Origin of the sequence: Marisediminicola sp. LYQ85, assembly GCF_046600695.1 — a bacterium.
Classification (GTDB): domain Bacteria; phylum Actinomycetota; class Actinomycetes; order Actinomycetales; family Microbacteriaceae; genus Marisediminicola.
The window spans coordinates 110120-130566 of the sequence record NZ_JBKIWO010000003.1; the positions used below are offsets into that span (position 1 = coordinate 110120).

The 20447-nt window shown below is 68.5% G+C and carries 20 protein-coding genes; 6 read left to right on the top strand and 14 right to left on the bottom strand.

All coding sequences use genetic code 11. The features are described 5' to 3' along the window. Nucleotides 1-40 precede the first annotated feature (40 nt). Nucleotides 41-1543, bottom strand: a complete 1503-nt coding sequence (gene guaB, locus ACLHG5_RS12775; RefSeq protein WP_411319061.1) for an IMP dehydrogenase — start codon at nt 1541-1543, stop codon at nt 41-43. Between the two features lie 273 nt (nt 1544-1816). On the opposite strand from guaB, the gene ACLHG5_RS12780 reads away from it, so the two are divergent. From ACLHG5_RS12780 to ACLHG5_RS12795, 4 genes are read left to right on the top strand one after another with little or no spacing between them, the layout of a single operon-like run. After that, entirely contained in the window at nt 1817-3106 is a 1290-nt protein-coding gene (locus tag ACLHG5_RS12780; protein WP_411317362.1) for a branched-chain amino acid ABC transporter permease, read from the top strand. A 9-nt stretch (nt 3107-3115) separates the two neighbouring features. After that, entirely contained in the window at nt 3116-4096 is a 981-nt protein-coding gene (locus ACLHG5_RS12785) for a branched-chain amino acid ABC transporter permease (RefSeq protein ID WP_411317361.1), read from the top strand. Beyond that, entirely contained in the window at nt 4089-5006 is a 918-nt protein-coding gene (locus ACLHG5_RS12790; RefSeq protein ID WP_411317360.1) for an ABC transporter ATP-binding protein, read from the top strand. The genes ACLHG5_RS12785 and ACLHG5_RS12790 overlap by 8 nt, the downstream gene beginning before the upstream one ends. After that, nucleotides 5006-5806, top strand: coding sequence for an ABC transporter ATP-binding protein (locus ACLHG5_RS12795; protein ID WP_411319062.1), 801 nt, complete (start codon nt 5006-5008; stop codon nt 5804-5806). The genes ACLHG5_RS12790 and ACLHG5_RS12795 overlap by 1 nt, the downstream gene beginning before the upstream one ends. Before the next feature lie 172 nt (nt 5807-5978). Here the strand turns inward: ACLHG5_RS12795 and ACLHG5_RS12800 are convergent, their stop codons facing one another. The 4 genes from ACLHG5_RS12800 to groES form a co-directional block, all read right to left on the bottom strand. Continuing rightward, nucleotides 5979-7277, bottom strand: a complete 1299-nt coding sequence (locus ACLHG5_RS12800) for an ABC transporter substrate-binding protein (protein ID WP_411317358.1) — start codon at nt 7275-7277, stop codon at nt 5979-5981. Nucleotides 7278-7515: 238 nt separating this feature from the next. After that, nucleotides 7516-8331, bottom strand: coding sequence for an ABC transporter substrate-binding protein (locus ACLHG5_RS12805; protein ID WP_411319063.1), 816 nt, complete (start codon nt 8329-8331; stop codon nt 7516-7518). 53 nt (nt 8332-8384) lie between these two features. Then, on the bottom strand, nt 8385-9353 hold the full coding sequence (rarD, locus tag ACLHG5_RS12810; RefSeq protein WP_411319064.1) for an EamA family transporter RarD: 969 nt from the start codon (nt 9351-9353) through the stop codon (nt 8385-8387). A gap of 103 nt (nt 9354-9456) precedes the next feature. After that, nucleotides 9457-9753, bottom strand: coding sequence for a co-chaperone GroES (gene groES, locus ACLHG5_RS12815; RefSeq protein ID WP_100388242.1), 297 nt, complete (start codon nt 9751-9753; stop codon nt 9457-9459). A 165-nt stretch (nt 9754-9918) separates the two neighbouring features. On the opposite strand from groES, the gene ACLHG5_RS12820 reads away from it, so the two are divergent. After that, nucleotides 9919-11124 (top strand): THUMP-like domain-containing protein, encoded by a 1206-nt coding sequence (locus ACLHG5_RS12820; RefSeq protein WP_411319065.1) that lies wholly within the window; start codon nt 9919-9921, stop codon nt 11122-11124. Here the strand turns inward: ACLHG5_RS12820 and ACLHG5_RS12825 are convergent. The 8 genes from ACLHG5_RS12825 to glmS form a co-directional block, all read right to left on the bottom strand. Then, entirely contained in the window at nt 11121-11774 is a 654-nt protein-coding gene (locus ACLHG5_RS12825) for a hypothetical protein (protein WP_411319066.1), read from the bottom strand. The two genes, ACLHG5_RS12820 and ACLHG5_RS12825, sit on opposite strands and share 4 nt — an antisense overlap. A gap of 78 nt (nt 11775-11852) precedes the next feature. After that, the gene (gene tsaD, locus ACLHG5_RS12830; protein ID WP_411317353.1) at nt 11853-12914 is read right to left on the bottom strand and encodes a tRNA (adenosine(37)-N6)-threonylcarbamoyltransferase complex transferase subunit TsaD; all 1062 of its coding nucleotides are present in this window, start codon (nt 12912-12914) and stop codon (nt 11853-11855) included. Continuing rightward, nucleotides 12911-13456 carry a ribosomal protein S18-alanine N-acetyltransferase gene (gene rimI, locus ACLHG5_RS12835; protein WP_411319067.1) on the bottom strand — a complete coding sequence of 182 codons (546 nt, stop codon included), beginning with the start codon at nt 13454-13456 and terminating at the stop codon, nt 12911-12913. The genes tsaD and rimI overlap by 4 nt, the downstream gene beginning before the upstream one ends. Then, nucleotides 13453-14085 (bottom strand): tRNA (adenosine(37)-N6)-threonylcarbamoyltransferase complex dimerization subunit type 1 TsaB, encoded by a 633-nt coding sequence (tsaB, locus tag ACLHG5_RS12840; RefSeq protein ID WP_411319068.1) that lies wholly within the window; start codon nt 14083-14085, stop codon nt 13453-13455. Before tsaB ends, rimI begins: the two co-directional genes overlap by 4 nt. 41 nt (nt 14086-14126) lie before the next feature. Next, the gene (gene tsaE / locus ACLHG5_RS12845) at nt 14127-14672 is read right to left on the bottom strand and encodes a tRNA (adenosine(37)-N6)-threonylcarbamoyltransferase complex ATPase subunit type 1 TsaE (protein ID WP_411319069.1); all 546 of its coding nucleotides are present in this window, start codon (nt 14670-14672) and stop codon (nt 14127-14129) included. After that, a complete protein-coding gene (gene alr, locus ACLHG5_RS12850) occupies nt 14669-15778 on the bottom strand; it encodes an alanine racemase (RefSeq protein ID WP_411319070.1) in 1110 nt (369 codons plus the stop codon). Before alr ends, tsaE begins: the two co-directional genes overlap by 4 nt. Next, nucleotides 15775-16149 carry a holo-ACP synthase gene (locus tag ACLHG5_RS12855; protein WP_411317348.1) on the bottom strand — a complete coding sequence of 125 codons (375 nt, stop codon included), beginning with the start codon at nt 16147-16149 and terminating at the stop codon, nt 15775-15777. The genes alr and ACLHG5_RS12855 overlap by 4 nt, the downstream gene beginning before the upstream one ends. 4 nt (nt 16150-16153) lie before the next feature. Continuing rightward, nucleotides 16154-18001, bottom strand: coding sequence for a glutamine--fructose-6-phosphate transaminase (isomerizing) (glmS, locus tag ACLHG5_RS12860; RefSeq protein ID WP_411317347.1), 1848 nt, complete (start codon nt 17999-18001; stop codon nt 16154-16156). Between the two features lie 68 nt (nt 18002-18069). Between glmS and coaA the strand changes: the two genes are divergently transcribed. After that, nucleotides 18070-19020: a type I pantothenate kinase gene (gene coaA / locus ACLHG5_RS12865; RefSeq protein ID WP_411317346.1), complete on the top strand. Its 951-nt coding sequence runs from the start codon at nt 18070-18072 to the stop codon at nt 19018-19020. Nucleotides 19021-19076: 56 nt separating this feature from the next. Here the strand turns inward: coaA and glmM are convergent, their stop codons facing one another. Then, on the bottom strand, nt 19077-20438 hold the full coding sequence (gene glmM / locus ACLHG5_RS12870) for a phosphoglucosamine mutase (RefSeq protein WP_411319071.1): 1362 nt from the start codon (nt 20436-20438) through the stop codon (nt 19077-19079). Nucleotides 20439-20447 lie beyond the last annotated feature (9 nt).

The following is a 20447-nucleotide window of genomic DNA, read 5'->3' on the forward strand; positions in this document are numbered from 1 at the left end:
ACCCTTTCGCCGAGAGGTCGCCCGGCCGCGGAGCGCGCGGCTACCGGCGGTAGTTCGGCGCCTCGACGACCATCTGCAGGTCGTGAGGGTGGCTCTCTTTGAGTCCCGCCGCGGTGATGCGCACGAACTTGCCCTTGTTCTTGAGTTCCTCGATCGTGCGAGCGCCCGTGTAGAACATCGACTGCCGGAGGCCCCCGATGAGCTGGTACGCGACCGCCGCGAGGGGGCCGCGATAGGGCACCTGCCCCTCGACACCCTCGGCGATGAGTTGCTCGTCGCTCGGGACATCCGCCTGGAAGTAGCGGTCTCGCGAGTACGACGTCTTCTTTCCGCGAGTCTGCAACGCGCCGAGCGAGCCCATTCCGCGGTAGTTCTTGTACTGCTTGCCTCCGACGAACACGAGGTCTCCCGGGCTCTCGTCGCACCCGGCGAGGAGCGACCCGAGCATGACCGTGTCGGCGCCGGCGACGAGCGCCTTCGCGATGTCGCCCGAGTACTGCAGGCCGCCGTCGGCGATCACGGGCACATCGTGCTCGCGCGCCGCGAGGGACGCCTCGTAGACCGCGGTCACCTGGGGAACACCGACTCCCGCGACCACCCGCGTGGTGCAGATCGAGCCGGGCCCGACCCCGACCTTGATGGCGTCGGCTCCCGCGTCGACGAGGGCCTGGGCACCGGACCTCGTCGCGACGTTGCCGCCGACGATGTCGACGTGGGCGAACGTCGGGTCGGACTTCAACCGGCGGATGATGTCGAGCACCCCTGCGGAGTCGCCGTTGGCGGTGTCGACGACGATCATGTCGACCCCGGCATCGGCGAGCGCTCCTGCGCGATCCCACGCGTCTCCGAAGAAGCCGATCGCGGCGCCGACGCGCAGTCGCCCCTCGAGGTCTTTCGTGGCGCTGGGATACTTCTCGCTCTTGTCGAAGTCCTTCACGGTGATGAGTCCGCGGAGGCGCCCCTGACCGTCGATGAGGGGGAGCTTCTCGATCTTGTGCTGGGCGAAGATCGCGATGGCCGAGTCGGGGTCGACCCCCTCGGGGGCGGTGATGAGCGGACCCTTGGTCATGACGTCGCGCACGAGAGTCGTCGACTTCTCGAACGGCGAGACGAAGCGCATGTCGCGATTGGTGATGATGCCCACGAGGGTGCCGTCGGCCTCGACGACGGGGAGACCCGAGACGCGGAACTGGCCGCAGAGCTCGTCGACCTCCTGCACGGTCGCGTCGGGCGACGTCGTCACAGGGTTCGTGATCATGCCCGACTCGGAGCGCTTGACCTTATCGACGAGCGTCGCCTGGTCGTCGATCGACAGGTTGCGGTGCAGCACGCCGAGGCCCCCGTGGCGAGCCATCGCGATCGCCATGCGCGACTCGGTCACGGTGTCCATCGCCGACGAGAGGAGGGGGGAGTTGACCGTGATCCGCCGGGTGAGCCTCGACGAGGTGTCCGCTTCGCTCGGGATGACATCGGTGTGCCCGGGCAGAAGCATGACGTCGTCGTACGTGAGTCCGATGAAACCGAACGGATCGGGCTGGGACATGTGTCTCCCTGTTGGATCGAGGGGGGAAAGAGTCTCCGGGTGCTGCGTCGAATCCGGTATTCAATGTTAACGGTTTAGGGATCGCCTCATTCCCCCGCATAATAAGGGCCTACTCGTGAGTCGACCCGAAACACGAGGGACACAAATGATCGGTAACGTCATCGTCGACGACCAGCCTTGAAGGCGAGACCACTCCCGTGCTCTTGCTGGCTCGCCCCTGGAGGTTCAGTGCCACTCATCCTGCGACGCGCTTCGCCGCTCGTGAACGTATCCGTGACCCTTCTGGGGACCCTCCTCGTGGGGCTCTTCCTCGCACTCGCCGTCGGGCTCTCTCCCGCGTCGGCCGAGTCGAGCCCGAGCCCCTCGCCGTCGCCCTCGAGCGACTTCACCGACACCTATACGGTCGGCGGACTCATCCGCGACGGTGACGAGCCCATCGCGGGCGTCGAGGTCGAGGTCGAGGGCTCCGGCTTCAGCGAGATCGGCGTCACGGGTGACGACGGTCGCTGGACGGTCACGGTTCCCGGCCAGGGCGCGTACACCGCCACCCTCCTCCCCGACACCCTCCCCGAGGGCGTCGTGCCTCGCGACCCCGACAACCTCACGCGCGACGTCAACCTCGCGCAGACCAACACGGTCAACGTGCTCTTCCCCACGGGTGAAGGCACGTCGGTGAGCTCGAGCATCCTCGACACGATCCTCACGCGCGCCGTCTACGGCGTGAACTTCGGGCTGCTCCTCGCGCTCGCCGCGATCGGCATCTCGCTCATCTACGGCACGACGAAGCTCAACAACTTCGCCCACGGTGAGATGGTGACCTTCGGCGCGGTGATGTTCCTGCTCTTCGGAACCGTGCTCGACCTGCCGATCATCGTCGCCGTGGCGATCACCCTCGTGCTGAGCGCCTTCACCGGATACGCGCAAGACGCGTGGCTCCACAGACCCCTGAGGCGACGCGGGGTCGGTCTCGTGCAAGCGATGATCGTCACGATCGGTCTCTCGATCCTCGCGCGATACGTCATCCTGTTCTTCCTCGGCGGAAACATCGAGACACTCGACACGGGCCTCACGCAGACGGTCACCGTCGGCCCCGTGACCATCACGCTCGCATCCCTCGTGAGCATGGGCATCAGCATCGTCATGCTCGCCCTCGTCGCGTTCTTCCTCACGCGCACCCGCATCGGCAAGGCCACGCGAGCCGTGAGCGACAACGCGTCGCTCGCCGCCGCCTCGGGCATCAACGTCGACCGCATCATCCGCATCGTCTGGATCATGGCCGCGACACTCACGGGGCTCAGCGGAATCCTCTACGGGGTGTTCCGCCAGGTGAACTGGAACATGGGCTTCCAGATCCTGCTCCTGCTGTTCGCCGCGGTCACCCTCGGCGGGCTCGGAAGCGCGTTCGGAGCCCTCGTCGGCTCGCTCGTCATCGGAATCGTCACCGAGGTGTCGACCGTCTGGATTCCCAACGACCTGCGCTACGCGGTCGCACTTCTCATCCTCATCCTCGTGCTCCTCGTGAGACCACAAGGTGTCTTGGGGCGCAAGGAACGGGTCGGCTAGGAGGCCATCATGGACTGGGGACAGATTCTCAACAGTGCCGCGGGCGAGCTGCTCAGCCCGGTCACGGCGGCGTACGCTCTCGCGGCGATCGGGCTCAGTGTGCACTTCGGCTATGCCGGACTGCTCAACTTCGGTCAAGCCGGCTTCATGGCGATCGGCGCATACGCCTTCGTCGTGCCGACCCTCCTCTTCGACTTCCCGCTGTGGGCGGGGTTCCTCTCGACGATCCTCGCGAGCGTGCTCTTCGCCTTCCTGCTCGGCATACCGACGCTGCGGCTGCGAGCCGACTACCTCGCGATCGTCACGATCGCGAGCGCCGAGATCGTCAGGTTCACGGTGTCGACCACGGCACTCACCGACGTCACGGGTGGTGCGGCCGGGCTCTCAGGGTTCAACAGCGGCTTCATCGCGCTCAACCCCTTCGCCGACGGCAGCTACGGCTTCGGCCCGTGGACCTACACGGCCAACCAGCTGTGGATCCGCGTGTTCGGTTGGGGCCTCGTGATCCTCGCGACGATCCTCGTGTTCCTGCTCATGCGGAGCCCGTGGGGCCGCGTCGTCAAGGGCATCCGCGAAGACGAGGATGCCGTGCGCAGCCTCGGCAAGAACGTCTACGCCTACAAGATGCAGGCCCTCATCCTCGGTGGTGTCTTCGGATCTCTCGCCGGCGTCATCTTCGTGCTGCCGCGAGCCGTGCAGCCCGGTAACTACGCGACGACGCTGACGTTCTTCATCTGGACGATGCTGCTCCTCGGCGGGGCGGCGACGCTCCTCGGTCCGATCGTGGGAGCCATGCTCTTCGCAGCACTCCTCACCCTGAGCGACAGCATCCTCCGCGGCCTCATCTCGGCTGACATCATCACCTTCATCAGCAGCACCCAGGCCGGGCAGATACGTTTCATCATCATCGGCGCCGTGCTCATGCTCCTCGTCATATTCAGACCCCAGGGCATCTTCGGCAATAAGAAGGAGCTGTCGTTCAATGTCTGACACCGCGCTCACCCACCCCCTCGTCGTCGGCGAGGTCGGCCCCGGCTGCAAGAAGGTCGACCCGATCGTCGTCGCCGACGGCGTCACCCGCACCTTCGGTGGCCTGACCGCCGTCGACGTCGCCCACGTGGAGATCCCCCGCGGGAGCATCACGGCTCTCATCGGGCCCAACGGTGCGGGCAAGACGACGTTCTTCAACCTGCTCACGGGGTTCGACAAGCCCAACACGGGCGACTGGAGTTTCGAGGGAGACAGTCTCGCGCGCGTCCCCGCGTTCCGTGTCGCCCGCAAGGGAATGGTGCGCACCTTCCAGCTCACGAAGTCGCTCGGCCGTCTGAGCGTGCTGCAGAACATGCTCCTGGGAGCCACCAAGCAACCGGGCGAGAACATCTTCACGGCGCTCATCAAGCCGCTCTGGAAGAAGCGCGAGACCGACATCACGGCGAAAGCCGAAGAGCTGCTCGCCCGCTTCAAGCTCGACGCCAAGAAGGACGACTACGCGGCCTCGCTCTCGGGCGGCCAGCGCAAGCTCCTCGAGATGGCTCGCGCCCTCATGAGCGACCCCGTGCTCGTGATGCTCGACGAGCCCATGGCCGGGGTCAACCCGGCGCTCACCCAGTCGCTCCTCGGCCACATCAAGCAGCTCAAGTCCGAGGGCATGTCGGTGCTCTTCGTCGAGCACGACATGCACATGGTCAGGCACATCTCCGACTGGGTCATCGTCATGGCCGAGGGCAAGGTCGTGGCGGAGGGCCCGCCAGACAGCGTGATGAACGACCCCGCCGTCATCGATGCCTACCTCGGTGCGCATCACGACACCGACCTCGGCGACATGACCGGCACGACCAACCCCGTGGTCGAGGCCAAGCAGGCCGCCGAAGCCCACGCAGCAGAGCGAGAGGCGCACTGATGAGCGAGACAGTCGAACCCACGTCGACCCCGACGACCACCGCGACCGTCGACCCCGTGCTCTACAGCACCGACCTCGTCGCGGGATACATCCCCGGTGTCAACATCCTCAACGGATGCAACATCACGGCCTACCCCGGTGAGCTCATCGGCATCATCGGCCCCAACGGCGCGGGCAAGTCGACCTTCCTCAAGGCCGTGTTCGGGCAGGTGAAGATCCGCGAGGGCACGATCCACCTCAAGGGCGAGGACATCACCGGGCTCAAGGCCGACAAGCTCGTAAGCAAGGGCGTGGGCATGGTCCCGCAGAACAACAACGTGTTCCCGACCCTCACGATCGAGGAGAACCTCGAGATGGGGCTCTTCCAGCGCCCGAAGGTCTTCGACGAGCGCTTCGAGTTCGTGACGACGATCTTCCCCGAGCTCGGGACCCGCCGCAAGCAGCGTGCGGGCTCGCTCTCGGGCGGCGAGCGACAGATGGTCGCCATGGGCCGCGCGCTCATGATGGACCCCTCCGTGCTGCTCCTCGACGAGCCGTCCGCAGGGCTGTCGCCGGTGCGTCAAGACGAGACCTTCCTCCGCGTGCACCAGATCAACCGCGCCGGCGTCTCGGTCATCATGGTCGAGCAGAACGCCCGCCGCTGCCTGCAGATCTGCGACCGCGCCTACGTTCTCGACCAGGGCCGCGACGCCTACACGGGCACGGGCCGGGAGCTGCTGAAGGACCCCAAGGTCACCGAGCTCTACCTCGGCACCCTCGCGGCCGACGTCGACGCCGACACGAAGGCTCGCGGCGTCTGAGCGGCACTCACGACGACGAAGGCCCCGGGCACTCGCCTGGGGCCTTTCTCATGCCGTGACGGCTGCGTGAGCGCCTCGACGGCCGTGTCGACCAGACACGCGCGCCGTGAGCAGGCGCGAAGAAGGGCCCGGCCGTGGCGGCCGGGCCCTTCAGTGTCGTGCAGTCGAACGATTACTCGTTGAGGCTGCCGAACTCCGCGTTGAGCGGCTCGTACTGGTTGTCGGCACCGTACTGGTAGATACCGATGTACGCCTCGGTCGGGTCACCGTTCGCATCGAACGTGATCGGTCCCGAGGGGCCGTCGTAGTCGATGTCTTCACCCTCGGAGATGAGCGCGAGGCAGTCGGCGAACGTCTCGCACGTCTCGCCGTCCTTCGAGACCGACTCGAGGTTGTCGCGAATCGTGGTCGGGTCGTCGCTGCCACCCTGAGCGGCCGCGAGGGCCGACAGGATCACGGCGTCGTAAGACTCGGCCGAGTAGCTGAAGTCCTCGAGGTCGGGGTCGACCTCGAGCAGGCGGTCACGGAAGTCCGACGAGGCGAAGTTACCCGGCAGGGTTCCCTTCGCTCCCTCGAGCGTGCCCTCTTCGAACTCGTAGCTGTTCGAGAGGTTTCCGTCGGTGAAGTACACGCCCGCACCGTCGAAGCCCTGGGTGTTGACGAGCTCGGGGATGATCGACGAGGTCTCCGCGAAGGCGACGACGGCGATGGCATCCGGGTCTCCGGCGAGCGCCTCGTCGACGATCGCGGTGAACTGCGTGTCTCCCGGGTTGAACGCGACGGACGCCGAGACGGTTCCGCCCGCATCCTCGACGGCGGTCGTCGCGTTCTCGACGAGACCGGTTCCGTAGGGGTCGTTGATGTAGATGAACGCGACGTTCTCTGCACCGTCGCCGACCATGAGGTTTCCGAGCACGCGACCCTGGAGCACGTCGCTCGGCGCGGTACGCCAGTACCAGCCGTCGTCCTCGTATTCGGTGAAGTCGGGCGAGGTGTTCGCGGGCGAGAACTGCACGATGCCCGCGTCGACGAGACGGTCGATGAACGTGAAGGAGACTCCCGAGGATGCCGCACCCACGACGACGTCGGTCGGGAGGTCGACGAGCTCGGTCGCGGACTGCGTCGCGATGTCGGTCTCGAGGTCACCCGAGTCACGGTGCTCGACGGTGACGTCGAACTCGAAGTCCGAGTCGGCGATCTCTTCGGCGGCGAGGTCGACGCCGGCGAACTCGGGCGGGCCGAGGAAGGCGAGGCTACCGGTCTGCGGAAGGATCGTGCCGATCGAGAGAACCCCGTCTGCCTCGCGTGACGACGCGGGGAAGTCGGTGGTGGCTTCGTCGGTGTCTTCTTCGGCAGGACCGCTGGCGCACGAGGCCAGCAGCAGGATGCCCGCGGTGGCCGCGACAACCTTGATTCCCGCCGAGAAGGCGTGCGAGCGGGAAGGTGTTGAGCCCTTCAGGAATGCGCTCATTGTGCTCCTCTGGTGTAGGTGAGTTTTCCGGCACGGAAGAACCGCGCGGTTGGTTCACGGTATAGACGGAATGACCCCCACACAATACGAGGCTGTTACAGCCGTGTAACGCGACGGAATCGTTACATTGACGGGGCAGAACCGGGCAAGCACTCCGTGCGGTGTGCCCGGCACGACGGAACCCGCATGATGCCGCGGGTATCGAAGCTCCTGGTCACGGATGACCGCGGCCCCGCATCTAGCGGAACGAGCGGGCGCCGCTCATTCCGGTGAAAGCGATTGTGACACCGTCGTCGAGCGCCGCGATGCACTCCCCGACGACGCTGCACGAGACGCTCCCCGTCGTGACCGAGGCCACGGCAGCGGCGACGGATGGCCCGCCGTCGTCGTCGGCCGCGATCGCGGCGAGAGCGACGAGGGTCGTCGCGTCGAACGCCTCCGCCGCATAGTCGACGTCGGCCACTCCGGGGTCGGTCGTCCGCACGAGCGCCGTGAAGTCGTCGTCGGCCGTCGTAGGGTCGCGCATGCTGTCGGGGGCCGTGCTGTCGTCGAGCCCCGCGAGCACGAGGGCGAGCGGCTCGTCCACGGCGAGCGGGCCCGCGGTCGGCGAAACCACGGCGACGTCGTCGTCGGCCAGGGCCTCGGCGACCCTCGCGACGGCATCCGCGGTTCCGGGCCCTATGATGACGTCCACACCGAGGTCGGCGAGTTCCCGTGCGGCCGACACGAGGCCGTCGCCCGACGCGTCGCGGTGGGTGACGACGGCGGGGGTCCCGCCGACACCTCCGGCCTCGTTGAGGGCGCGCACCGCGGCATCCACTCCCGCGACCTGCGCGGCCCCGATGTCGGCGAGATCGCCCGTGAGTTCGAAGAGGGTGCCGATCGACAGCTCGCCGTCACCACTCGGAGCGACCTCGCTCGGGCTCGGAGTGGCGCTCGCGCTCGGGACAGGCATCGAATCGGTCGTCCCGCTCGACGCGCACGCGACGAGCGACACGGCCAGGGCGGCGGCGACAGCACTCGTCGCGAGCGCGCGCAAGGGACCCTGGGCCATCGATCAACTCCTTCCGTGTCCGCGTCTCCGCGGCGCACGAGGGAACCCTAGTGTCAGGTCAGCGGGCGTACGACGCGGCGTGCCGACCTGCCCGAAACGACCATGTCCACCGTGAGCACGATGAGGGCGACCCAGACGAGCCCGAACCCGACCCAGCGCTCGGGGGGCATCGCCTCGCGCAACACGAAGGCTCCGAACGCGAACTGCAGGAGGGGCGCCAGATACTGCACGAGACCGAGGGTGATGAGCGGCAACCGACGCGCGGCTCCTGCGAACAAAAGGAGGGGAACCGCCGTGATGACCCCCGACCCGATCACGAGGAGCGTGTGCCCGACGCTCACGGAGCCGAACAGGATTCCCGTCGACGAGCCGACGACGGCCAGCTGGATGACGGCGACGGGGGTGAGCCACGCGGTCTCGAGCGAGAGTCCGCTCACCGCATCGACCCGCGGCCCCACGCGCTTCTTGATGAGCCCGTAGAGCCCGAACGAGAAGGCGAGCGCGAGCGATATCCACGGGAACGTGCCGTAACCGATCGCGAGCACGAGCACGGCGACGAAGCTGATCGCCACCGCGACCCACTGGGCGGGCCGCAACCGTTCGCGGAGGATGAGCACACCGAGCAAGACCGTGACGATCGGGTTGATGAAGTAACCGAGCGCGCCCTCGAGCACCCGGTCGGTGAGCACCGCGAAGATGTACACCTGCCAGTTGACGTAGATGAACACTCCCGCGAGCCCGACGGTGAGCAGGAGTCGCGGCGAGCGCACGATCGCGACGACGGCCCCCCAGCTGCGCGTGACGGTGAGCAGGAGCGCGCAGAACACGAGCGAGAACAGGATGCGGAACGCGACGATCTCGAACGGACCCGACGGCGCGAGCACGAGGAAGTAGACGGGGAGGAAACCCCAGAGACCGTAGGCACCGATGGCCTGGATGAACCCGGACTTCACGCCCGGTGCGGAGGGGCGGGGAGAGGGCGACGGGGAGCCGCTCGGGGAGGGCGATGAGGCGTCGGGCACTGTCCCGATGCTACTCCCGGGATCGGGCCGACTCTCGCCGTCGCCGCACACGACGAAGGCCCGCCCGGATGACCGGGCGGGCCTTCGAACTGGCGGGTCGTGACTAGCGGACGACGACCGCGAGCACGTCGCGAGCCGACAGCACGAGGAGGTCTTCTCCGCCGTACTTCACCTCGGTTCCGCCGTACTTGGAGTAGATGACCTTGTCGCCGACGGCGATGTCGAGGGGCACGCGGTTGCCGTTGTCATCGATGCGACCTGGACCCACGGCGACGACCTCGCCCTCCTGGGGCTTCTCCTTCGCGGTGTCAGGAATGACGAGACCGGAGGCAGTGGTCTGCTCGGCGTCGACCTGCTTGATGACAATGCGATCCTCGAGCGGCTTTATGGAGACCGACACGGTTGACCTCTTCTTTCTCAGTGCTAACGAAACTTGGGGTTGGCACACTCTCGGTGAGAGTGCCAGAAGTAGCTTACGGGGTCGATTAGCACTCACGCAATCGGAGTGCCAGCCGCGCCTCTCCCCGCGGCGCCGACACGGTCGCCCGTGAGCGACAATGGGGCCATGGAGACCGGCGACCTACTCGAAGTGCTTTCGGCCGACGGGCTCCGGTTGCTCGACTCCCTCCCGCCCTTCGATCCCTCGGCGGACATCGTGCGCACGGTGCGCGAGCTGCGCGCCGCGGGGCACTCCCCCGAACTCGTCGCCGCGGTGCTGAGCCAGTCGAAGCTGCGGGCCCGCGCTCGCGCCAAATTCGGCGAGTTCGCCGACCGCATGCTCTTCACGACCGCGGGCCTCGAACAGGCCACTCGCTTGAGCGTGGCCGCCCACCACGCCGGGCGGTTCACGGCGGCGGGAGCGCGCAGGGTCGCCGACCTCGGCTGCGGCATCGGGGCGGACTCCCTCGCGTTCGCCGCCCTCGGCCTCGACGTGCTCGCGGTCGAGAGAGACGACGTGACCGCGGCGATCGCGACCTACAACCTCGCCCCGTGGGAGGGCGCAACCGTCGTCTCCGCAGATGCCGCGACCGTCGACCTCGCCGACGTCGACGCCGTCTACGTCGACCCGGCGAGACGCACGCGAGGCCACGACAACACGACGCGCGTGCACGACCCGAACCAGTGGAGCCCGCCCCTCGACTTCGCGTTCGGCCTCGCCGCCGATCGGCCCGTCGGGGTCAAGCTCGGGCCGGGTGTCGACCGCGACCTCATCCCCGCAGACGCCGAGGCGCAGTGGATCTCGGTCGATCGGGAGGTCGTCGAGGCCGGCGTCTGGTTCGGTGCGGCGGCACGGGACGGCATCACGCGTTCCGCTCTCGTGATGGGCGCACACGGCACCGCGGAGATGATCTCCCACGGAGACAGCGAGGATGTCGCGACGGGCGCCCTCGGGGGTGTCGTCTACGAACCCGACGGTGCGGTCATCCGCGCCCGCTTGATCGGCGACCTCGCGAGGTCGCTCGACGCGCGCATGGTGAGCGACTCGATCGCCTACCTGACTTCGGACGAGGTCGTCGAGACGCCCTTCGCGGTGCCGTTCCGTGTCATCGCGACCCTGCCCTTCGACGAGCGCACCCTCAAGAGAGAACTCGCCGCTCGCGGCATCGGTCGCCTGGAGATCAAGAAGCGCGGCGTCGACGTCGACCCGGCGAAGCTGAGGTCGCGACTGTCACTCAAGGGCACCGGCTCTGCGACGCTCATCGTGACGCGCGTCGCCGGCCGGCACTCGGCTCTCCTCGTCGAGCGAGTGGAGCCCGCGGTCGGTGCCTAGTACCCGCCGGAGTAGGGGTCGCTGCCGATGACGGCGAAGAACGCGATCCACCCGACGAGAGCGATGAGGGCGAGCCCGACACTGACGAAACCGGTGATGAGCGCCGTGAGCCACAGCCCCCGCGCCGGCGCACCCTCGCGCGACTTTCCGAGGAACCCGAGCACGATCGCGGCGGCCGGGAAGAACAGGCCCAGGAGGGCCCCCGCAATCGGAATGAAGAGGACCCACAGACCGAGGACGCTGACGATCCCCGCGATCATTCCGAGGAGGCTCAGCGTCTTCGGCGGAGCGGGCGGGGCCGGGGTGTACCCCGCCGAACCGTATCCGCTCGTCTGCTGGTAGCCACCGGGCTGCTGGTACCCGTTGCTCTGCTGGTAGCCGTTGCTCTGCTGGTAACCGCTGGGCGGCTGATATCCGCCGGGCTGCGCGTAGTCGGCGGGAGCACCGTACGCATTCGAGGTCGCCTCGGGCTGCGGCGGGGCGTATCCGCCCGGTGCCGTGTACTCGCCGGGCGCGGTGTAGGTGCCCTGACCCTCGGGAGCGGTCGGTTCCGGCGGCGACGGCTGCGCGGCGACGGAGTGGTCGTCTGCCTGCTGGTCGGACGGCGCAGGCGGAACGGGTGGCACAGAGTCGTCTTTGGGGTCGGACATAGGAGCTCCTAGCGGAATGGCTGAGGTGACACGGTTCGGCTCAGCCTGACATCGCGCCGGAGGGGTGTCAAACGAGCGTCACGCCTGGATGGAGGTGACGGGCAGGGTCGAGTCCGCAGAGAAATGCAGGGTCGACGGCGGGGCCCCCGCGGCGATCAGGCGGGCGGCGAGAGCCGCGATCATCGCCCCGTTGTCGGTGCACAGCGAGAGCGGCGGGATGCGCAACTCGATCCCCTCCGCGGCGCAACGCTCCGTCGCGAGTTCGCGCACGCGCGCGTTGGCGACGACCCCTCCGCCGAGCAGCAGGCGGGGGACTCCGAGATCCCGACACGCCGCGACGGCCTTCGTGATGAGAACGTCGGCGACCGCCTCGCGGAAGCTCGCCGCGACATCCGCGATCGGAACCTCCTCGCCGCGATCCCGCACGGCCTCGACCCAGCGGGCCACGGCCGTCTTGAGGCCCGAGAAGGAGAAGTCGTAGCGGTGCGCGTCGAGGTCGCGGGGACGGGTGAGGCCGCGGGGAAAACGGATAGCGCGCGGGTCGCCCCCCACCGCGGCCCGGTCGATCTCCGGGCCGCCCGGGTAGGGCAGGCCGAGCAACCGCGCGACCTTGTCGAAGGCCTCGCCCGCGGCGTCGTCGATCGTCTCGCCGAGCAACTCGACGTCGGAGGTCAGGTCGTGCACGAGGAGGAGGGATGTGTGACCTCCCGACACGAGGAGCGCGACCGTCGGTGTCTCGAGGGGCTCCGCCGACTCGCTCACGAGGTCGGCCCCGACGTGACCGACGAGGTGATTGACGGCGTAGAGCGGTTTGTCGAGGGCGATCGCGAGAGCCTTCGCGGCGCCGACCCCCACCATGAGCGCTCCCGCGAGCCCCGGTCCGCTCGTCACGGCCACGGCGTCGAGGTCTGCGAGGTCGACGCGCGCCTCGGCGAGCGCCGAGGAGATCGTCGGGGCGAGCGCCTCGAGGTGAGCTCGAGCGGCGATCTCAGGAACCACTCCCCCGTAGCGAGCGTGCTCCTCCATCGATGAGGCGATGACGTTCGCCAGAAGAGTCGAGCCCCGCACGATGCCGATCCCCGTCTCGTCGCAACTCGTCTCAATGCCGAGCACGAGGGGCGCGGGGGCGTCGGCACTCATGTCGCGGGTCCGTTCGTCGGGTCGGCCGTCGTAGGGGGCGACGCGTCGATCGTGCTGCCGGTCGCCGGCACGGTCTCGGGCTCGATGAACACGAGCCGCATGACGACGGCGTCGACGTCGTCGGGTTGGTAGTACCGCGGTCGCACGGCGATCTCGACGAACCCGAGGTCGCGGTAGAGCGCTTGGGCCGACGGGTTGTCAGCCCGCACCTCGAGGAGGACCTCGTGAGCACCGCGCTCCCTCGCCTCGGCGAGCATCGCGAGCATGAGGACCCTACCGAGACCTCGACGTCGAGCCGCGGGGGCGACGGCGATCGTGTTGACGTCGGCTTGAGGGGCCCGACGCGGGGCGAAGAGACCCGAATACCCGTCGACACGATCGGGCGACTCCGGGCGGAACGCGACGAGGTAGTAGCCCTGCGCGTTGGCGACCTCCGCCCGCATCGTGGCCCTCGACCACGCGTCGGTGGAGAAGATGCTCTCCTCGAGCAGCATGATCGCGTCGAGGTCACCCTCCCCGGCGCGGCGCAACTGCCACGTCACGACGTCACGCGCTTCGGGCCGCTCGACACCGTGACGTCGGGCGAACGGAGGTAGAGCGGAGCAGCCGACGCGAACTGCCGTTCCGCCGACCTCATGCGCGCGGCGAGAACACCGAGGGCGACTGCCGACACCGCCACGTCGTCGACCCTCGCGAAGCGCGAGAAGTCGGGGACCGCCGACTCGAGGTCGGCGGGGCGGCAGAGGCCTGCGGCATCCGCTCGCTCGGGGACCCCGTCGCTCGCGAGACCCGAGTATGTGGACCAGTAGACCTCGCGCCGACGCGCGTCGGTGACGACGAGAAGGGGGCGGTTCTCCGACGCGAGCTCGGAACTCGCGATGGCGTCGTGGCTCACGACCCGCAGAACGGGTACGGCTCGTCCGAGCCCGAAGGCCTCCGCCGCGGCGATGCCGACCCTGAGGCCCGTGAACGGTCCCGGCCCCATTCCGACCGCGACCGCGGCGACGTCCGATGCCCGAGCACGCGCATCGGCGAGGCACTCGACGATGAGACTGCCGACGACCTCGGCGTGCCGTCGGGAATCGGATGACGATCGCTCCGCGACGGCGTTCGCCCCGTCGTCGACGAGACCGACGGTCGTGCCGCCCGACGTGTCGATCGCGAGAATCACCCGCCAAGCCTAGATGACCGGGGCGCGAGCGAACCCGTCTGTCACACCGGAGCGACGAAGGGCCGCCGGGCCCAGCGGTCACCGAGCGGTTCGATGCGCACGACCCTCGCCTCGATCGGCTCGTCGTCGACGGTGTCGCCGTCGCTGTCGTTGTCGTTGTCGTTGTCGACAAGCTCGCCTCGCCCGGCCCCCGTCGGGCGCTCGATCGTGATGCGCAGCACCGAGTCGTCGAGGCCGGCGAGCATCCCGGCGGCCCACTCGACGACGACGATGGACTCGGCGAAGTCGATGTCGAGGTCGTCGAGCTCGGCGGCCGACCCGAGACGGTAGGCGTCGACGTGCACGAGCGGTGCGCCCCCCGCGGTTCGAGGATGCGTGCGCGCGAGCACGAAGGTGGGGCTCGAGACCGTGCCCCGCACGCCGAGCTCGCCCCCGAGCCCGCGAGTGAAGGTGGTCTTGCCCGCACCGAGCGGGCCGTCGAGCGCGACGATGTCGCCCGCTCGCAGCTGCCTCGCGACGTGGGCTCCGAGCGCGGCCATGCTCTCGGGCGTCGAGACCTCGATGTCGATGGGCACCGGCTCGCTCACGGAAGGTACGACCGCTCGATGCGCGCGCCGAGGCGCGTGACGATCTCGTAATTGATGGTGCCGCACGCGGCAGCCCAGTCGTCGGCGCTCGGGAGGCCCTCCACGGGATCGCCGAAGAGCACCGCGCGATCGCCGACCGCGACGCGCGAGTCGCCGACGTCGACGACGAACTGGTCCATCGCCACGGTTCCGGCGATCGGGAAGACCGTTCCCCCGATCGAGACGACACCGCGACCCGACGCGGCGCGCGGAACGCCGTCGGCGTATCCGAGCGGAACGAGCGCGAGCGTCGTCTCCGCGGTCGTGCGGTAGCGATAGCCGTACGACACCCCGTGACCGGCGGGAACGCGCTTGACGGAGACGATCGACGCACTGAGCTCGAGCGCCGGCGAGAGCCCGAGGTCGGCCGAGGCGACCTGCTCGAACGGCGAAAGGCCGTAGATGCCGATACCGAGTCGCACCATGTCGAATCGCGCGTCGGGAATCCGCAGTGCTCCCGCCGTCGACGCGAGATGACGGATCTCCGGCTCGAGCCCGGCCGCCGCGGCCGCCCCGAGAGCGTCGCGGAACACCGCGACCTGGTCGGCGTCGGCGTCGGCCCCCGCGTTCGCGAGGTGGCTGAAGAGCCCGCGCACGACGATCTCGCCGCGTCGCTCGAGAGTCGCCGCGACATCCATGAGGCGCTCGACCTCGCTCACGGGCACGCCGCCGCGGCCGAGCCCCGTGTCGACCTTGAGGTGCACTCGCGCGGCGCCGTGCGCGCGCGCGGCGCTCTCAAGAGCGGCGATCGAGCCGATTCCGACATCGATTCCCGCGGCGACGGCGGGGGCGAAGTCGACGGCCGGGTCGTGCAGCCACGCGAGGATCGGCGTCTCGCTGATTCCGGATGCCCGCAACCGGAGCGCCTCGTCGATGTCGACGACGCCGAGCCAGTCCGCTCCGCCCTCCACGGCGGCTCGCGCGACCGGCGCTGCACCGTGACCGTATCCGTCGGCCTTGACGACGGCCATCGTGTGCGTCGTCGACGTCGCCCGCCGGAGCGCGTCGACATTGCGGCGGATGCGGTCGAGGCTCACGCGTGCCTCGCGCAGGGAACGCGGTGTCATGAGCGACTCCCCTCGGCGACGACGTAGGCGATCGCGACGCCCGCGTCGTGGCTCATCGACACGTGCACGCTCTCGACGCCTCGTGATTCGGCCACGGCGGCCGCGGCACCCGAGAGTTCGAATCCCGGGTTGCCGTGGCCGTCGGGGACGATACGCATGTCGTGCCAGCGCACTCCCGTCGAGTCACCGAGCGCCTTGATGAGCGCCTCCTTCGCCGCAAACCTCCCCGCGAGCGAACGCAGAGGCAGAACGCGCTCCCCGACCCGCCGTTCGCTCTCGGCGAACAACCGCGGGAGCAGGCCGGCAGTGCGCGACGCGGCCCGCTCGAACCGCGCGAGATCGACGATGTCGACCCCCACCCCGACGATCACCGCACTACTCGACCGTGACCGACTTCGCGAGGTTGCGCGGCTGGTCGACGTCGAGTCCCTTCGCCGAGGCGAGCTCCATCGCGAAGATCTGCAGTGGCGCGACCGCGAGGAGCGGCTCGAAGAGAGTGGAGGCGAGGGGGATCGGGATGACGACATCCGCGTAGGGCAGCACCGCGGCATCCCCCTGCTCGGCGATCGCGAGGATGCGGGCACCTCGCGCCCGGATCTCCTGGATGTTCGAGATGACCTTGGGGTGCAGGGAGTCGTGCGCGCGCGGGCTCGGAACGATCACGAAGACCGGTTGGCCCGGTTCGATGAGGGCGATGGGCCCGTGCTTGAGTTCCCCCGCGGCGAACCCCTCGGCGTGGATGTAGGCGAGCTCCTTGAGCTTGAGCGCTCCCTCGAGGGCCACGGGGAATCCCGCGTGCCTGCCGAGGAAGAGGACGGCGCGCGTGTCTGTCATCCACCCGGCGAGCTGGGCGATCGCATCGTGCTGCTCGAGCACGACCGAGAGCTGCTCGGGCAACGATTGAAGCTCGCCGAGCAGCTCGGCGATCTCGACCTTCGGAAGCGAGCCGCGCACGGTCGCGAGGTGCAGTCCGAAGAGGTAGAACGCCGCCACCTGGGCGACGAACGCCTTGGTCGACGCGACGGCGACCTCGGGGCCCGCGTGCGTGTAGATCACCGCGTCGGACTCGCGGGGAATGGTCGCACCCTGGGTGTTGCAGATCGAGAGGGTGCGGGCGCCCGCCGCGCTCGCGTACTTGACGGCCATGAGCGTGTCCATGGTCTCGCCGGACTGGCTCACCGAGATCACGAGGGTGCGCGCGTCGAGGATCGGGTCGCGGTAGCGGAACTCGTGCGAGAGCTCGACGTCGACGGGGATGCGGGCCCACTTCTCGATCGCGTACTTCGCGAGCATGCCGGAGTATGCCGCCGTGCCGCACCCGAGGATGACGATGCGGTCGACCTCGTCGAGGGGGAGCCCGTCGATCTCCTCGAGCCGCACCGCGCCGTCGACGACGCGACCGAGGAGGGTGTTCGCGATTGCGAGAGGCTCCTCGCTGATCTCCTTGGCCATGAAACTCGACCAGCCGCCCTTGTCTGCCGCCGTCGCGTCCCACGCGATCTCCTTCTCGACCGTCGGGCGGGGAGTGCCGTCGAAGTCGGTGACGGTCACACCGTCGGCGGTGATCGTGACGATCTGGTCTTGACCGATCTCGACGTAGCGCCTCGTGTGGTCGACGAACGCGGCGACATCCGACCCGAGGAAGTTCTCACCCTCGCCGAGCCCGATCACGAGGGGGGAGTTACGCCGCGCCCCGACGACGATGCCGGGCTGGTCGCGGTGCACGACGAGCAGGGTGAACGCGCCGTGCAGGCGCGGGACCACACCGCTCAGGGCCGAGACGAGGTCGCCCGTCTTCTGGTATTCGAGCCCCACGAGCAGAGCCGCGACCTCGGAGTCGGTCTCGCTCGTGAACACGGTCTCCGGGTGCGCTGCGAGCAGCTCGGCCTTGAGCTCCGCGAAATTCTCGATGATGCCGTTGTGGATGAGGGCGAGCTTGCCGTCGTCGCCGAGGTGGGGGTGCGCGTTCTCGTCGTTGGGCCCACCGTGGGTCGCCCACCGGGTGTGCCCGATGCCGGTCGCCCCGTTCTCGAGGGCGAGTTCCTCGAGGTCGTCGATGAGGATCTTGAGCTTGCCCGCGCGCTTGCGCGTGTGCATCTGGCCCTGGTCGTCGATGACCGCGATCCCGGCGGAGTCATAGCCGCGGTACTCGAGCCTCCGGAGTCCCCCGACGAGAACCTCGATGCTCTTGTTGCTCCCGACATAACCCACGATTCCGCACATGAGGATGCATTTTACGCGGTGCCGGCTCCGTATCTGCGCAGGCTGTCGCGGGACTACGCTCGATCCCTATGGGTGAAGCCGCGCACGCGCACACGAACGGCCACGGAACACCCTTCGTCGAAATCGATCGGGCGACGTGGGCCGATCTGTCGCCGTCGACAGCGCTCCCCCTGAGCCCCACCGAGATCGTGGGGCTCCGCGGGCTCGGCGACGTGCTCGACATCCGCGAGGTCTCCGAGGTCTACCTCCCCCTCAGCAGACTCATCAACCTCTATGCCGCCGGCGCCAAGAATCTGCACAGGTCGACGAGCGAGTTCCTCGGACGCCGCACGCAGAGCACGCCGTTCGTCATCGGCGTCGCCGGCTCGGTCGCCGTCGGCAAATCGACGATCGCGCGTCTCCTCCGCGAACTCCTGGCCCGGTGGGACGACACGCCCCGAGTCGAACTCGTGACGACCGACGGCTTCCTCTACCCCAACCACGAGCTCGAGAGGCGCGGGCTCATGACCCGCAAAGGCTTTCCGGAGTCCTACGATCGGCGGGCGCTCCTCAGGTTCGTCAGCCAGATCAAGAGCGGCGCGACGGAGGTGCGCACGCCCTTCTACTCCCACCTGAGCTACGACATCGTCCCCGACGCGGAGATCGTCGTGCGGCAACCCGACATCCTCATCGTCGAGGGGCTCAACGTTCTGCAGCCTCCCGTGTCGGGCCGCCTCGCGGTGAGCGACCTCTTCGATTTCTCGGTCTATGTCGACGCCCGCAGCGCCGACATCGCGTCGTGGTACGAAGATCGCTTCCTGCGACTGCAGGAGGGGGCGTTCGCGAACCCGAAGTCGTACTTCCACCGCTACTCGACGCTCTCCCCCGAGGAGGCGCGAGCGACGGCGCGGGACATCTGGAACCGGATCAACGGCCCCAACCTCGCCGAGAACATCCTCCCGACGCGGTCACGCGCGACGCTCGTCTTGCGCAAGAACGCCGACCACGCCGTCGACCACGTGCTCGTGCGCAAGATCTGACGCGCCACGTCGTCGAGACGTCGGCACCGGCCGAACACGCGGCTAACGGCGACGGATCAGACGGCGATCTCGCGACGCACGAGGTCGGCGAGCTCGTGCGCGATGCGATCGGCCGTCGACTGGTCGGTCGCCTCGACCATCACGCGCACGAGCGGTTCCGTTCCCGAGGGGCGCAAGAGCACGCGCCCCGACTCGCCGAGCTCCGCCGTGTGCTGCGCGACCGCCGAGGCGATCGCGTCGTTTGCCGCGAGGCGTTCGCGGTCGACTCCCGTGACATTGACCATGATCTGCGGGTACACGGTCATGACGGATGCGAGCTCCGCGAGCGACCGCCCGGTGCGGGCCATCTCGCACATGAGCTGCAGTCCCGTGAGGATGCCGTCGCCCGTCGTCGCGAACTCGCTCATGATGACGTGGCCCGACTGCTCGCCGCCGAGACTCAGCCCGCGCTCGTTGAGAGCCTCGAGCACGTAGCGGTCGCCGACCTTCGTCTCGACGACCGAGATGTCATGCTCGGCCATCGCGACCTTGAGGCCGAGGTTGCTCATGACCGTCGCGACGAGTGTGTCGTCGGTCAGGGTGCCGTTCGCTTTCATCGCGAGGGCGATGATCGCCATGATCTGGTCGCCGTCGACGACGGTGCCGTCGGCGTCGACGGCGAGACACCGGTCGGCGTCACCGTCGTGGGCGATGCCGAGGTCGGCGCCGTGCTCACGGACCGCCGCGGCGACGGCCTCGAGGTGGGTCGAGCCGAACCCGTCGTTGATGTTCGTGCCGTCGGGGTCCGCACCGATGACCGTGACGCGGGCGCCCGCATCCGTGAAGACCTCGGGCGACACCGCCGCGGCGGCACCGTGCGCACAGTCGAGAACGACGTGGAGCCCGTCGAGGCGGGTTTTCACCGTTCCGAGCAAATGCACGACGTAGCGGTCTTCCGCATCCGCGAAACGCGTGATCCTCCCGGCTTCGATGCCGGTCGGTGCGAGTTTCGTGTCGGCGAGCGCTTGCTCGATGCGATCCTCGACGATGTCGGGCAGTTTTGTTCCGCCCTGCGCGAAGAACTTGATTCCGTTGTCTGCGGCCGGGTTGTGCGAGGCCGAGATCATGACGCCGAAATCGGCCCCCACATCGCCGATCAGGAACGCGGCAGCGGGAGTCGGGATGACCCCCGCGTCGAGGACGTCGACACCGGAACTCGCGAGTCCCGCAGACACCGCGGCGGCGATGAACTCACCGGAGACGCGCGGGTCGCGCGCGACCACCGCGACCGGTCGGCGCCCCGAAGCGCGCCGACCGTCGGCGATGCGTCCCTTGCCGAGCACCACCGCTGCTGCCTGAGCGAGACCGAGCGCGAGCTCGACAGTGATGTCGCGATTCGCGAGTCCCCGAACACCGTCGGTACCGAAAAGCCGTGGCATGTGATGCCA